This is a genomic window from Stenotrophomonas maltophilia, from assembly GCF_039555535.1.
In the GTDB taxonomy this organism is placed as follows: domain Bacteria; phylum Pseudomonadota; class Gammaproteobacteria; order Xanthomonadales; family Xanthomonadaceae; genus Stenotrophomonas; species Stenotrophomonas maltophilia_Q.
This window is the reverse complement of the sequence record NZ_CP154630.1, coordinates 3,995,452-4,009,921: the sequence shown is the minus strand read 5'-3', so window position 1 is coordinate 4,009,921 and position 14,470 is coordinate 3,995,452. Positions and strand designations below refer to the sequence as shown.

Here is a 14,470-nt window from a genome sequence, read left to right as displayed (position 1 = left end):
CAGGTCCTGAAATTAAAAAACCCGCACCGGGGCAGGTGCGGGTTTTAATGAGTTCCGGTGTGTTTGTTGCTTACACGCTGGCTCGTCCCGCACCTGTTGGTTGGGTAATAAGTACGAGCACAAGAATCGAACGCTGCGAGGCGGCGCCGGTGTCGGCGGCTTCAATGTGGGTTCGCGGTGGCGTGTTGTGATGCAACATGTGATCGAGAGAAACACAGCCATTTCGGCAGTGTCAACCCTGGCGGCAGATTTTTTCTCGGTTTCCGCTGCATCCAGCGCAATCGCTTGCGGCACAAGGATGGTTGCTGCTGAAAGTGTTTCGGTGAACCCGAATTCACTCCTTTCAGTGCGCTTTTTGCGCGGATTCCGGGCTGTTGTCGCCCTGGTGGATGTGGATCTGGGTCCGCACCCACCGAAAGACCATCGCCCATGACCTCTGCCCGATACCGCGTGAAGGCCACAGCGGCGAAGATCGGGGAACCACCCTTCCATCGGAACCCGACCGTGTCCCGACGCCTTGCCCGTTCCCTGCTCGCCGCCGCCGTGCTCGCCGCGGTGCCTGCACTGTCCTTCGCCGCCGACCGCATCACCGGCCAGACCTTCGCCACCCGTTCGGAGGTGATCGCCCCGCACGCGATGGCCGCGACCTCGCAGCCGCTGGCCACCCAGATCGCGCTGGACGTGATGAAGGGCGGCGGTTCGGCAGTGGACGCGGCGATTGCCGCCAACGCCGCGCTCGGCCTGATGGAACCCACCGGCAACGGCATCGGCGGCGACCTGTTCGCCATCGTCTGGGACCCGAAGACGCAGAAGCTCTATGGCTACAACGGTTCGGGCCGCTCGCCGAAATCGCTGACCCTGGCTGAGCTCCAGCGCCGCGGCCTGAAGGACATCCCGGCCACCGGCCCGCTGCCGGTGTCGGTGCCCGGCGCGGTCGATGGTTGGTTCGCCCTGCACGACCGCTTTGGCCGGAAGCCGATGGCCGACAACCTGGCCCCCGCCATCCGTTACGCCCGCGAAGGGCACCCGGTGGCCGAAGTGATCGCCTACTACTGGGACCGCTCGGTGCCCAAGCTGTCGCAGTACCCAGGCTTCAAGGAACAGTTCACGATCAACGGCCACGCTCCGCGCAAGGGCGAGATGTGGAAGAACCCGAACCTGGCCAGCACTCTGCAGAAGATTGCAGATGGCGGCCGCGATGCCTTCTACAAGGGCGAGATCGCCCACACCATCGGCGATTACTTCAAGGCCAACGGCGGCTACCTGAGCTACCAGGACATGGCTGATCACCATGGCGAGTGGGTCGAACCGGTCAGTAGCAACTACCGTGGCTACGACGTGTGGGAGCTGCCACCGAACAGCCAGGGCATCGCTGCGCTGCAGATTCTCAACGTGCTGGAAGGCTACGACTTTTCAAAGATTCCGTTCGGCTCACCCGAGCATGTGCATCTGTTCGTGGAAGCGAAGAAGCTGGCCTTCGCCGACCGTGCGCGTTTCTACGCTGACATGGCGTTCCAGCCGGCACCGGTGCAGAAACTGATCTCCAAGGAGTACGCGGCTCAGCGTCGCGCGCTGATCTCGATGGACAAGGCCTTGAAGGAAGTACAGCCGGGCACACCGAAGCAGCTGGAGGAGGGCGATACGATCTACATGACCGTGGCCGACGCCGACGGCATGATGGTGTCGCTGATCCAGTCCAACTACCGTGGCATGGGCAGTGGCATGGCGCCGCCGGGGCTGGGCTTCATCCTGCAGGACCGTGGCGAGATGTTCGTGCTGCAGAAGAATCATCCGAACGGTTATGCGCCGGGCAAGCGCCCGTTCCAGACCATCATTCCGGCCTTCATCACCAAGGGTGGCAAGCCGTACGCCAGCTTCGGCGTGATGGGCGGCGCGATGCAGCCGCAGGGCCACGCGCAGATCGTGATGAACCTGGTGGACTTCGGGATGAACCTGCAGGAAGCCGGCGACGCACCGCGCATCCAGCACGAAGGTTCCACCGAGCCGACCGGGCAGGCGATGGCGATGACCGACGGTGGCGAAGTGAATCTGGAAACCGGCTTCCCGTACGAGACCGTGCGCGCGCTGATGCGCAAGGGGCATCGCATCGTGTTCGCCGATGGTCCGTATGGTGGGTACCAGGCGATCATGCGTGATCCGGAAACCGGCGTGTATTACGGCGCGTCGGAGAGTCGCAAGGATGGGCAGGCGGCGGGGTATTGAGGTTTCCCGGCCACCGGGCTCAGCCCCCTCTGCGGTGGGTTCCGGAAAGCGGGATCATGTGATTGGGCCGGGCGGGTGGGCTGGTCGGGGGACGCCGCAAGTACGTCCTTGTAGGCTTGGCCGCGGCATCCATGCCGCGGACACCCCCGCCCAGCCCACCCGCCCGGCCCCTGACAGTTTCCTGCGGCCGCCACCGCAGGAAGAAGAAGAAAAAGATCAAAAGCAAAGGCAACAGCAACAGCCGCGCGCTGTGGGTTGGGGCCGGATCCGTTTTTCCAAAGGAAAACGGATCCGGCCCCTTCTTGTTTTCCGATACACCCCATCCACGCATCGCGTGGATGGACCAACCGTCACCGGGAATCTGTCGGGGGGAGCGGTGTGGGTTGGCAGGACCGTTGGCGCCATGAATGGCGCCATCGAGCCCCCAGGGATGGGTTTACGGCGTGTCCTGCCCACCCACACCGCTCCCCCAACCAGCAGAAACCCAGAGCCGCCTTGGCTTCTGCACTTGCACTTGCTTGAAAGAAGCGGTGCAGCCGCAGGCTGCAAAACACCCTCAATCCCGATCCTGCGCGCGCGCCGCCCCCGCCTGGGTCTCCTCCTGCGCCGCCATCTCGCGTGCGATCCACGCGTCAATCATGTGCCGCTGGCGCTGCGCCTGCCGCCGCTCGCGCGTGTACTCCTGGTCCAGCACCCGGTACAGCGACACCATCACCAGCACCATCAGCAAGGCAAACGGTAGCGCGGCAATCGTGATCATGCCCTGCAGCGCGTCCAGTCCACCGGCCAGCAGCAACGCCGCTGCGATCAATGCCACCGCAATGCCCCAGGCCAGCTTGCGCTTCAACGGTGGGTCGCCAGCCTCGTCGGTGGACATGCTGGCCAGCACCAGTACCGCCGAATCGGCCGAAGTCACGAAGAAGATCATCAGCAGCACCAGCGCGATGCACGACAGCAACAGCGGTAGCGGCATGCTGTCGAACAGCGTGAACAGCACCGTTTCGTAGCCATTGCCCAGCGCCTGCACCAGATCGGCGTGGCCGAAGATCTGTGCCCACAGCGCGGTGCCGCCGAACACCGCGAACCAGAAGAAGCCCAGCAGCGTCGGCGCGAGCACTACGCCGATCACGAACTCGCGCACGCTGCGGCCGCGCGAGATGCGCGCGATGAACGATCCCACGAACGGTGCCCACGAGATCCACCAGGCCCAGTAGAAGATCGTCCAGTCCGCCACCCAGGTGCTGCCGGAGAAAGGTGACATGCGCAGGCTCATCGTCACCAGCTGGTTGAGGTAGGAGCCCAGCGTGGTGGTGAACGTATCGAAGATGAAGCCGGTCGGTCCAAGCACCAGCAGGATGGCTGCCAGCAGCGCAGCCAACGCCAGGTTGAAGTTGGACAGCCATTTCACCCCGCGCTCCACGCCGCTGGCGGTGGAGGCCATGTACAGCACGAAGGCGACGGCGATGATGGTCATCTGCACCGCGACCGTGGCCTGCACGCCGAACACGCGTTCGATACCGGCGGCGATCTGGATGGTGCCGAAGCCGAGCGTGGTAGCGACACCGATCGCGGTGGCAACGACGGCGGCGATGTTGACCACCCGACCGATCCAGCCGCGATGGTGACGGCCGATGATCGGTTGCAGCATGTCGCTGACCAGGCCGCGTCCATTGCGGTTGAACTGGAACCAGGCCATCGCCAGGCCGATCAGCGCATAGATCGCCCACGGATGCAGGCCCCAGTGGAAGAACGCATAGCGCATCGATGCGCGCGCCGCATCCAGGCTTTGCGGCGCCAGGCCCTCGGGCGGCTTGGCGAAGTGGGAAATCGGCTCGGCCGCGCCCCAGAACACCAGGCCGATGCCCATGCCGGCGGCGAACAGCATCGACATCCAGCTGGCACGCGAGAACTCGGGCTCGGCATCTTCGCCACCGATGCGCAAGTTGCCGAAGCGGCCGAAGGCCAGGTACATCAGGAACACCAGCGCCAGGAACACCACCAGCAGGTACAGCCAGCCGACACTGCGGATGACCTCGGCCAGCATGGACTGCACAACGGTATTGAAGGGGCCGGGCGCGATGCCGGCCAGCAGCACCAGCAACAGAACCAGCGCGATGGAAACGCGAAACACCATGAAGGAGCTTCTCCGATCAAGGGGATTGAGGGGAGCGAGCAGAGCTTGCAGCGAAGGGCCGGCGGCATGCAGCACGCGCCGGGCAGGGGCCGCGAAGGCGGCGGGGAACGCATCGATCTCAGCGACGCGATGGGCGTGCACGTTACTGAACGCGGCGTCATGGTTCCGTTAACGAATGCCGATCGGGGTCGGATCCGCGTTCCGCGGGAAAGCGGATCCGACCCCGGAGGCGGGCGGTCTATGCTCTAATGCGCAGCAAGAAGCGGGGGTACCGAGCCATGTGGCCACGGTTGAGACAGTCCCTTGGAACCTGATCCGGCTCATACCGGCGTAGGGAAGCTTTGCAATGCAGCCGTGCCCGGACTCCGCCCAAGGACCGCCCGTGCGCGGGTGCCGTGCGCCGCCGCTTCGTCCCTGACCTTCCTGGACGATGCCCGATGAACGCACAGCTCTCCGCCCTGCAGCAACAGGCCCAGCAACTCTCCGAATCGGTGACCCGGCCCATTCCCGGCTCGCGCAAGATCCATGTGCCCGGTTCGCGCCCGGACCTGCAGGTGCCGATGCGCGAGATCGCGCTGACCCGCACGCCCACGCTGTTCGGCGGCGAAGAGAATGCGCCGGTGACGGTCTACGACACGTCGGGCCCGTACACCGATCCGCAGGCCCGCGTCGATCTTTCCGCGGGCCTGCCGGCATTGCGCCGTGCGTGGATCGAGGAACGCGGGGACACCGAACAGCTCGACGGCCTCAGCTCTTCATTCGGCCGCGACCGCGAACATGACCCGAAGCTCGATGCCGTGCGCTTCCCCGCGCGCAGCCTGCCGCGACGTGCGCGTTCCGGCGCCAACGTCACCCAGATGCACTACGCGCGGCGCGGCATCATCACCCCGGAAATGGAATTCGTCGCCATCCGCGAGAACCAGCGGCTGGACGCGATCCGCGATGCCGGCCTGTTGCAGCAGCACCCGGGCGAAGCGTTCGGTGCGTCGATCCAGAAGATCATCACCCCTGAGTTCGTGCGCGACGAGATCGCCCGTGGTCGTGCGGTGCTGCCCAACAACATCAACCATCCGGAAAGCGAGCCGATGATCATCGGCCGCAATTTCCTCACCAAGATCAACGCCAACATCGGCAACAGCGCCGTGTCTTCCGGCATCGCCGAGGAAGTGGAGAAGCTGGTGTGGGCGATCCGCTGGGGCGGCGACACGGTGATGGACCTGTCCACCGGCAAGCACATCCACGAAACCCGTGAATGGATCATCCGCAACTCGCCGGTGGCGATTGGTACCGTGCCGATCTACCAGGCGCTGGAAAAGGTCGATGGCCGTGCCGAGGCGCTCACCTGGGAAATCTTCCGCGACACGCTGATCGAGCAGGCCGAGCAGGGCGTGGACTACTTCACCATCCACGCCGGCGTACTGCTGCGCTACGTGCCGCTCACCGCCAAGCGGGTCACCGGCATCGTCAGCCGCGGTGGCTCGATCATGGCCAAGTGGTGCCTGGCGCACCACAAGGAGAATTTCCTCTACACGCATTTCGAAGAGATCTGCGAAATCATGAAGGCCTACGACGTGACCTTCTCGCTGGGAGACGGCCTGCGCCCGGGCTGCATCGCCGATGCCAACGATGCAGCGCAGTTCGGTGAACTGGAGACGCTGGGCGAGCTGACGAAGATTGCCTGGAAGCACGACGTGCAGACCATGATCGAAGGCCCCGGCCACGTGCCGATGCAGCTGATCAAGGAGAACATGGACAAGCAGCTGCGTGAGTGCGGCGAAGCGCCGTTCTACACGCTGGGGCCGCTGACCACCGACATCGCGCCGGGCTACGACCACATCACCAGCGCGATCGGTGCGGCGATGATCGGCTGGTTCGGTACGGCCATGCTCTGCTACGTGACGCCGAAGGAGCACCTCGGCCTGCCCAACCGCCAGGACGTGCGCGACGGCATCATGGCTTACCGCATTGCCGCGCACGCGGCGGACCTGGCCAAAGGACACCCGGGCGCGCAGGTACGCGACAATGCACTGAGCAAGGCGCGCTTCGAGTTCCGCTGGGAGGACCAGTTCCATCTCGGGCTGGATCCGGAGAAGGCCAAGGAATTCCACGACGAGACACTGCCGAAGGATGCGCACAAGCTGGCCCACTTCTGCTCGATGTGCGGCCCGCACTTCTGCTCGATGAAGATCACCCAGGATGTGCGTGACTACGCCGAGGCCGGCATGAAGGAGAAGTCCGCCGAATTCCGCGCCGCAGGTGCAGAGGTCTACCACCAGGGGTGATGCCGCGCAGGTAGCGCCGGGCGCCGCCCGGCGAGCGCATCGGTCCCGGAAAGCCGCCGGGCGTAGCCCGGCGCTACCCGCTATGCTCCGGCCATCGCCCCGTGGAAAGGACGCCATGCCCATTGCTCTGACCACCCGTTGGCTGGCGATCGCCCGCCGCCACCCCTCGGCCTGGCTGCTGGGTGCGCAACTGCTGGCGGTGCTGTTGTACCCGGCGCTCGACGACACTGCCGGTGGCCGTGCAGCGCTGGGCATGTTCGGCATGGCGGTACTGGGCCTGGCGCTGTGGGTGGTCCAGCGCAGCCCGCTGGGAACCTGGCTGGCGTTGCTGCTGGCCATTCCCTCGGTGGTGTTCTCACTGGCCGGTGCCCTGCTGGACCGCAGCGGGCTGCTGACCACCGCCCAGCTGCTGGAGAGCCTGCTGTACTTCTATACGGCGGGCGCGTTGATCGCCTACATGCTGCAGGATCATAAAGTCACCCGCGACGAACTGTTCGCGGCCGGGGCAACCTTCACCCTGCTGGCCTGGGCGTTTGCTTTCGCGTTCGCGGTGTGCCAGCAGTGGTATCCCGGCAGTTTCCATGGCGCCAGCGGCGGTGATCAGCGCAGTTGGATGGAGCTGCTTTATCTGAGCTTCAGCTTGTTGTCCGGCGTTGGATTGAGCGACGTCGTGCCGCTGCACCCGCAGGCACGGGCCCTGGTGATGCTCGAACAGTTCGCAGGCGTCATGTATATCGGCCTTGTGGTGTCGCGTCTGGTCGGGTTGACCATGCTTCGGCGCATGTGAAAATGAACGCCAGATAAAAATTTCGCGCCCAAAAGGGCGCGAATAGTGATGCAGATTATGTGAATGCGTCGGCGAGAGAGAGAGCCTGAGTGTCGACCCCGTCATAGGCGGGGTAACCGGCTTAGGCTAATATCCGGGGGCGTTATTGTTTTTGCGGTATGCGCCGATGCTTTGTGCGGAATCTGGCTTTTCGATGACCCTGTCCAGGGACGGTGGGGACGGTATTGCTGGTGAGCCCTGCCCAGGTCCCGTCCCTACTGTATAGCGGAAAATGAACAGCAGCGAACTCGCGCCCATTGAGGCCGACCGAGTGCAGGTCGGCGACTGCGTCATTACCTTGTCCTCGCGTGAGGTCGAGGTTGAAGGCGCGCGCCGTCCCCGGCGGCTGACGCCGAAAGCGCTGGGCGTACTGCGCGTGTTGATGCGGCAGCCTGGGCGAGTGGTCACCCGTGAAGAGCTGTTTGCCGAGGTCTGGCCCGATACGTTGCCGACCAATGACGTACTGACCCAGGCCGTCACCCAGCTGCGCAAGGCGTTCGCCAACGACGACGACAACGGCCAGGCCTACATCGAGACCATCGCCAAGAGCGGTTATCGGCTGCTGGTACCGGTGCAGGCGCTGGACGACGTCGATCCCGTGGCGGAAGTGGACGCGGTGGCCGTTGCGGGCGTGATGCCGTCGCCGGACGGTGCCGGCGTGATTCCGGCGATGGCCGTGCCGGCAGCGCCTTCGCGCCGGCGTGGCTGGCGCCAGCTGCGCCGCCAGCTGTTGTGGGTGCTGGGGGTGATGATGCTGGCCGCGCTGCTGGTCATGGCCACATTGCTGCTCCGGCGTGGGCCGGAGTCGAGTTCACCGGTGGATGCCGCGGTCGAGAACGGCGTGCGGGTGATCGGCAGCCCGCAGCGTCCCTATCGCCTGATCACCGCCACCAGTGGTTTTGAAACCTATCCCACGCTTTCGCCGGATGGCTCCCAGGTTGCCTACGAAGGCGCCAACGAGGATGGCGGGGACCGGTGGTGGCGCGATCAAGGTGCAGACCTCGGGCAATGCGCCGGCCCGGCAGCTGGCGCTGCCGCCGAAGGGGGCCAGTGACCGCTTCCCGAGCTGGTCACCGGACGGGCGCGAGATCGCTTTTGCCCGCTTTGGAGCCGACGGCGGTTGCCAGGTGCTGATCGCCAGCGCTACCGGCGGCGGTGTGCGCCAGGCGACCCGTTGCGACGGAACCGAGCTGCTCAGCTTCGACTGGACGCCGGATGGCCGTGGCCTGGTCTTTGGCAGCATGGTGGGCCGCTATGCCCATCGCGGCATCCGTGTGCTCGACCTGGCCAGCGGCCAGTGGCGGGCGTTGGACTATGCGGTCGACCAGGATGATTTTGACTACGCGCCACGCTACTCGCCCGATGGCAAGTGGCTGGTGTTCGTGCGCAATCCGCAGATGGGCGACCTGTGGCGGATGCCGGCCGGAGGCGGTGAACTGGAGCAGTTGACCAACGAATCGGCCGAACAGCGTGGCTGGGCCTGGCTGGGCGATGGGCGCACCATCGTGTTCGGCCGGCGCGTGGACAGCGAAGTGCGGTTGTACTACCTGGATGTCGAGCGCCGCACTTTGCGTGATGCCGGCCTCGACGACGCACAATGGCCTGCGGTGTCACGCCACGGCGACGTGCTGGCTTTCGTTCACCGCCGTGCCCAGTTCGGCGTGTTCAAGGTGCCGATGGCCGGTGGCAGCGCCGAGCGGCTGTTTGCGTCCAGCGGGCGTGACGGGCAGCCGATGGCGGCGCCCGACGGTCGCCAACTGGTCTTCACCTCCGATCGTTCCGGCAGTTTCGCGCTTTGGTGGGCGGACATGCAGCGGCCCGATTCACTGCGGCCGATCGAGGGCCTGCGCCCGGAGGGGCGGCAGGCGCCGGACTGGTCGGCCGACAGCCGCCAGCTGCTGGTGGTCGGGCGCGATGAGCATGGGCGTACGGTGGTCTACGAGATCGCCCCGCGCGACGAACACCTGCAGTCGTTGCCGGTTCCGGTGGATCAGCCCCTGCAGGCCCTGTACGGGGCAACCCCGGAACAGCTGCTGGTGGTCGAGCGCGATGCAGAGCAGCGCACCCGGTTGAGCCTGTTCGATCGCAGCGTGACCCCCTGGCGCCGCCTGGCCAGCATCGACGGCGTCTCCCAGGCACGTTTCGATCGGGGCGATGGCCGCGTGCTGTTCACCCGCCTGGCGTCCGGTGGCCTGTGGTCGGTGGATGCGGCGCTGTCCCCGGCCAGCGTGCAGCAGGTCAGTGAAGACAGGCCCAGCCGCTGGCGCTATCGCACCTGGACGGTGGCAGGCACCGGCGGCATCGGGTATCTCGGCAACTCGACCGAGTGCGGTACGACCTTGATCCATATCCAGGCCGGGACCGAAGCCCCCGAGCGCTGCCTGGACCGGCAGCGGCTCAGCGCGGGCAACGGTATCAGTGCCAGCGCCGATGGCCGGGATCTGTACGTCGCCCTGGCGGTCAGCGATGGTGCCGACATCGGCGTCATGCAGCTGCCCCGGTCGACGCCAGCACTGTTCCCGGCATTTCTCAAGTCATTGATCCTGAAGAAAAATATCTCTTCGTGATTTCTTCGTGGAGTTCTCGCCGCGAATTCGTGGCGATCTCGGCGGATTTTCCTGACGGGCTGACGCCTGATTAGGCAAAACGGAAGCCTGTATCAGGCAAACCCGTGGTGCCCCATGCGTCAACTCTCGCTGGCCGATCGTGGCCAAACCGTCTCCCTCGACAAGGCGCTCGACGATCTCGCGCCGACCTGCATGGGCGTGGCCCGGCTCGGCAGCCTGCAGACGGCAGGGTCAAGCTTCACGGTCTGGCTTCAGGTCCGGGGCAGTTCCTGGGTGGAAGCCAAGGAAGGGCGTTTCCGCCTGCGCCATGGTGAGTGGATCGCCTTCGAGAAGGAGTCGCGCCCGCTGGTGCAGGCCGGCCGTAACGGACTGTGCGTGGGCCTCAGCCTGAATGCGGAGGCGATGCGGGTGCTGTCCGAGATGGCCGATTGCGGCCTGTATGCCGGTCGCGGTCGCATGAGCCGCGGCGACGCCCGCGTTGCCCTGCGCCTGTGGCGCGATGCGCTCGACAGCGGCCTGCCTGCGCAGGCGCTGCGCCCGCTGCTGTTGCATCTGGCCGGCCTGCAGCGTGACCTGGCCGACAACGTACAGCGCTGCCCCGGTCGCTCGCGCAGCCGCAAGCGCCAGGTGTTCGGCCGCATGCAGCGTGCCCGTCTCTATCTGGAGGGCAACAGCCACCGCGTAGTGCGGATCGGCGAACTCGCCGAGCTGACCAACTTCTCCAGCTGGTACCTCTCCAAGACCTTCCAGAGCCTGTATGAAGAGAGCCCCCAGTCGCTTTCGGCACGGTTGCGCCTCGAGCGGGCCGCCGATCTGCTGCGCGACACCGACATGATGGTGGGCGAGGTCGCTGCAGCCAGCGGATTCGACAACTGCTGCAGCTTCGCCAGGGCCTTCCGCGCCCGCTACGGGCAGTCTGCTTCCCGGTTCAGGGAGAACGGTGGCTTGCTCCCGCCACATTCTGCAAAGTCTCCGGTTGGGTCGCGCAAATACAGCATCGCAACGCAATCGTAACGTGCTGGAGCGTTTTAACACGCTACTAACACGTACCTTGGAGAGATTGATGAACGTTCGCACCCCTGCCGTGCGGCTGGGCCTGCTGCCCGCCGGCATTGCGCTGGCGCTGGCACCGGCATTTGCTTCCGCACAGGAAGCCAGTGCCCCGACCACCCTTGATCGCCTGGAAGTCACCGGCTCCCGCATCCGCTCGGTGGATGTGGAAACCTCCCAGCCGGTCCTCACCGTAAGCCATGAGGACATCCAGCGTTCGGGCCTGGTCAGCGTCGGCGACCTGCTGCAGAACCTGTCCGTGGCAGGCACCCAGACCTTCAGCAAGGCGGCCGTGCTGGCGTCCAACCCGGAACAGGGCGGCCAGTACGTCAGCCTGTACAACCTGGGTGAGCAGCGCACGCTGGTGCTGGTCAACGGCAAGCGCTGGAGCACCAGCCTGGCCGGCTTCACCGACATGTCGACCATCCCGACCTCGCTGATCGAGCGCATTGAAGTCCTGAAGGACGGCGCCTCGGCGATCTACGGTTCCGACGCCATCTCCGGCGTGGTCAACATCATCCTGCGCAAGAACTTCGACGGCGCCGAGGCCAGTGCCTACTATGGCCAGAACAGCCACGGCGACGGTTCCAAGACCCAGTACAGCCTGACCCTGGGTGCCAGCGGCGAGCGCTCCTCGATCGTGTTCGGCGCGAACTACATCAAGGAAGATCCGGTGTGGGCCAAGGATCGTGGCCTGACCCAGTACTCCTATGGCCAGGGCCACAAGGAAGACGGTCTGAGCCCGGCTGGCCCGTGGGGCCGTTTCACCGATCCGCGTGCCGAAGGCACCGCCGGTGCTGGCGAATACAACAAGGCTGGCAAGTGGGTCCCGAACACCTGGGTGGTCAACCACACCGGTTCGTGGGACACCCCGGTCGGCGTTGGCCAGCCGTCGAACAACTTCAACAACTACCACCTGATTGGTCTGGACGACTACTACAACGCCTCGCAGCAGATGATGCTGAACCAGGGCGCTGAGTCGAAGACCATGTTCACCTCGGCCAGCTACGACATCAACGACAACCTGCGTCTGAAGTCGACGGCGATGTACTCCGAGCGCGATTCCAAGCGCCAGATCGCCGGCTACCCGCTGACCGGCACCTCGCAGCCGCAGTTCCCAGTGGCGATCAGCAAGGACAGCATCTACAACCCGCTGGGCAACTGGGCCAACCCGGGCGCCGGCGTTGACATCGGTGGCTGGGGCCGTCGTATCTTCGAACTGCCGCGCATCACCCAGAACAACGTCAAGTCGCTGCACTTCGACGCGGCCCTGGAAGGCAACTTCGACTTCAACAACCGTCCGTTCGACTGGGATGTGGGCATCAACTACAACCAGTTCGACGTGACCCAGACCAGCTCGGGCAACATCAACCTGCTGGCCCTGAAGAATGCCCTCGGCCCGTCGTTCATCAACGCCAACGGCGTCGCCCAGTGCGGCACCGCTGCCAACCCGATCGCGCTGGGCACCAGCCCGGGCAGCTGCGTCCCGTTCGACCTGCTGGGCGGCGCCAGCGCCGCGACCCCGGATGCGCTGAAGTACATCAACACCCTGCTGAACTCGACCGGCCAGAGCAAGAGCAAGCAGTACTTCGCCAACATCACCGGTTCGCTGTTCGACATGCCGGGCGATGCGGGCGAGTTCGCCTTCGCTGCCGGTTACGAGCATCGCGAAGTGTCGGGCTACGATCATCCGGACGCACTGTCCTCCTCGGGTTACACCACCGAGCTGGCCGCGCAGCCGACCGAAGGCAAGTACAAGACCAACGAGTTCTACCTGGAACTGATGGTGCCGCTGCTGCGTGACCTGCCGGGTGCCAAGGAGCTGTCGCTGGATGTCGCCAGCCGCTACTCGGACTACGACAAGTTCGGCAACACGGTCAACAGCAAGTTCAGCGTGACCTGGAAGCCGATCGACGACCTGCTGGTGCGTGCGACCTACGGCGAGGGCTTCCGTGCCCCGACCCTGGACGACACCTTCGGTGGTGGTTCGCAGACCTTCGACAAGTTCACCGATCCGTGTGATGCCGTGTTCGGCCAGCGCAGCAACCCGGCCGTTGCCGCCCGTTGCGGTGCTGAAGGCCTGGCGTCCGACTTCCGTCAGACCGACGCTGCTGGTCGTCCGATCAGTGCCCGTGACACCCAGGGTAACAACCCGTTCAACTCGGGCGTGGGCAACGACAAGCTGCAGCCGGAAACCAGCAAGACCCGCACCGCGGGCCTGGTGTGGAGCCCGAGCTTCGTCAGCGGCCTGAACGTCTCGCTGGACTGGTACAAGATCACCGTGGACAACGTGATCACCGCGCTGTCGGCGAACTACGTGCTGAACCAGTGCTACCAGAACGGTGTGCAGGCCTTCTGTGACCAGTACAGCCGTGGCGACGTTGCCAATGGCCAGCAGGTCACCGGCCTGAGCCGCGGCAACGCCAATCTGGGCTCGCTGGAAACCGAAGGCTACAACTTCGGCGTCCGCTACCGTATGCCGGAATACAGCTTCGGTACCCTGTCGTTCAACCTGGACACCAACTACCTGACCAGCTTCCGTCAGCAGGCCACCAAGGGTGCTGCATGGGATGACTACGCAGGCTATTGGAACTACCCGCGTGTCCGCGGCACCCTGGCGACTACCTGGACCAAGGGCGACCTGTCGGCCACCTGGACCATGCGTTACTACGGCGGCTTCCGCGACTTCTGCTACGACCAGGAAAATGGCCTGGAGTGCAACCAGCCGGATTACTACACCGAGAACGGTGGCTGGAGCGGTGGCCTGGGTGCCAACAAGAAGGGCGCAATCGTCTATCACGACATCTCGGCCACCTGGCAGGCCCCGTGGAACGGCAGCGTGACCGTCGGTGCCCGCAACGTGTTCGGCAAGACTCCGCCGATCACCTACGCGGTGACCAACGCCAGTGCCGTGCAGCTGGACCCGATGCTGGATTACGACCGCTTCCTGTTCATCCAGTACAACCAGCGCTTCTGATCCATCGAAGCCTGAAGGCAAGACGAGGAGGGCGGGCCGCAAGGCCCGTCCTCTTTGCGTTTGGCAGAGCCGGGTCGGGAAACTCTGAATCGGGCGGTTCAGCGACAGGGGTCACGCTTGTCGCAATTGGACCGCTGGTACGGTCGCGGAGGTCCATTCCGGACCAAGGAGAGCGCGAAATGAAAAATGCGATGCCACGGATGTTCGCTGCTGCAGTTCTTGCCGTCCTGAGCCTGGCCGGTAGTGTGTCGGCCGGCCCGCTGGTGTGTGCCAATGGACGCTATTGCGCCGAAGTGCGCAGCGACTGCATCAAGGCCGGCGAAGATGCGGCGTACTGCCAGCTTCTCTTCGAACGCTGCGTGTACGACCACTGCGCGCAGCCCTGATGCAACGAAGGCGCGTCCTTGCGGG

The 14,470-nt window shown here is 65.0% G+C and carries 8 protein-coding genes, 1 pseudogene and 1 riboswitch; of the genes and pseudogenes, 8 read left to right on the top strand and 1 reads right to left on the bottom strand.

Annotated elements, in window-relative coordinates:
* Positions 1-100 precede the first annotated feature (100 nt).
* Complete coding sequence (locus AASM09_RS18500; RefSeq protein ID WP_152906558.1) at positions 101-433, top strand: hypothetical protein; 333 nt, start codon at positions 101-103, stop codon at positions 431-433.
* A gap of 71 nt (positions 434-504) precedes the next feature.
* Complete coding sequence (gene ggt / locus AASM09_RS18495) at positions 505-2,223, top strand: gamma-glutamyltransferase (protein ID WP_049428480.1); 1,719 nt, start codon at positions 505-507, stop codon at positions 2,221-2,223.
* A 556-nt stretch (positions 2,224-2,779) separates the two neighbouring features.
* Here the strand turns inward: ggt and AASM09_RS18490 are convergent.
* Entirely contained in the window at positions 2,780-4,357 is a 1,578-nt protein-coding gene (locus AASM09_RS18490) for a BCCT family transporter (protein WP_049429952.1), read from the bottom strand.
* 254 nt (positions 4,358-4,611) lie between these two features.
* Positions 4,612-4,712, top strand: a riboswitch (TPP riboswitch).
* Positions 4,713-4,794: 82 nt separating this feature from the next.
* On the opposite strand from AASM09_RS18490, the gene thiC reads away from it, so the two are divergent.
* The 6 genes and pseudogenes from thiC (at position 4,795) to AASM09_RS18460 (ending at position 14,445) form a co-directional block, all read left to right on the top strand.
* Complete coding sequence (thiC, locus tag AASM09_RS18485) at positions 4,795-6,639, top strand: phosphomethylpyrimidine synthase ThiC (protein ID WP_049429951.1); 1,845 nt, start codon at positions 4,795-4,797, stop codon at positions 6,637-6,639.
* A gap of 115 nt (positions 6,640-6,754) precedes the next feature.
* Positions 6,755-7,426 carry an ion channel gene (locus AASM09_RS18480; protein ID WP_100443676.1) on the top strand — a complete coding sequence of 224 codons (672 nt, stop codon included), beginning with the start codon at positions 6,755-6,757 and terminating at the stop codon, positions 7,424-7,426.
* 271 nt (positions 7,427-7,697) lie between these two features.
* Positions 7,698-10,032 (top strand): annotated as a pseudogene (locus AASM09_RS18475) (winged helix-turn-helix domain-containing protein).
* Between the two features lie 114 nt (positions 10,033-10,146).
* On the top strand, positions 10,147-11,046 hold the full coding sequence (locus tag AASM09_RS18470) for a helix-turn-helix transcriptional regulator (protein ID WP_049429948.1): 900 nt from the start codon (positions 10,147-10,149) through the stop codon (positions 11,044-11,046).
* Between the two features lie 49 nt (positions 11,047-11,095).
* A complete protein-coding gene (locus tag AASM09_RS18465) occupies positions 11,096-14,059 on the top strand; it encodes a TonB-dependent receptor plug domain-containing protein (protein ID WP_049429947.1) in 2,964 nt (987 codons plus the stop codon).
* A gap of 179 nt (positions 14,060-14,238) precedes the next feature.
* The gene (locus AASM09_RS18460) at positions 14,239-14,445 is read left to right on the top strand and encodes a hypothetical protein (protein ID WP_049429946.1); all 207 of its coding nucleotides are present in this window, start codon (positions 14,239-14,241) and stop codon (positions 14,443-14,445) included.
* Positions 14,446-14,470 lie beyond the last annotated feature (25 nt).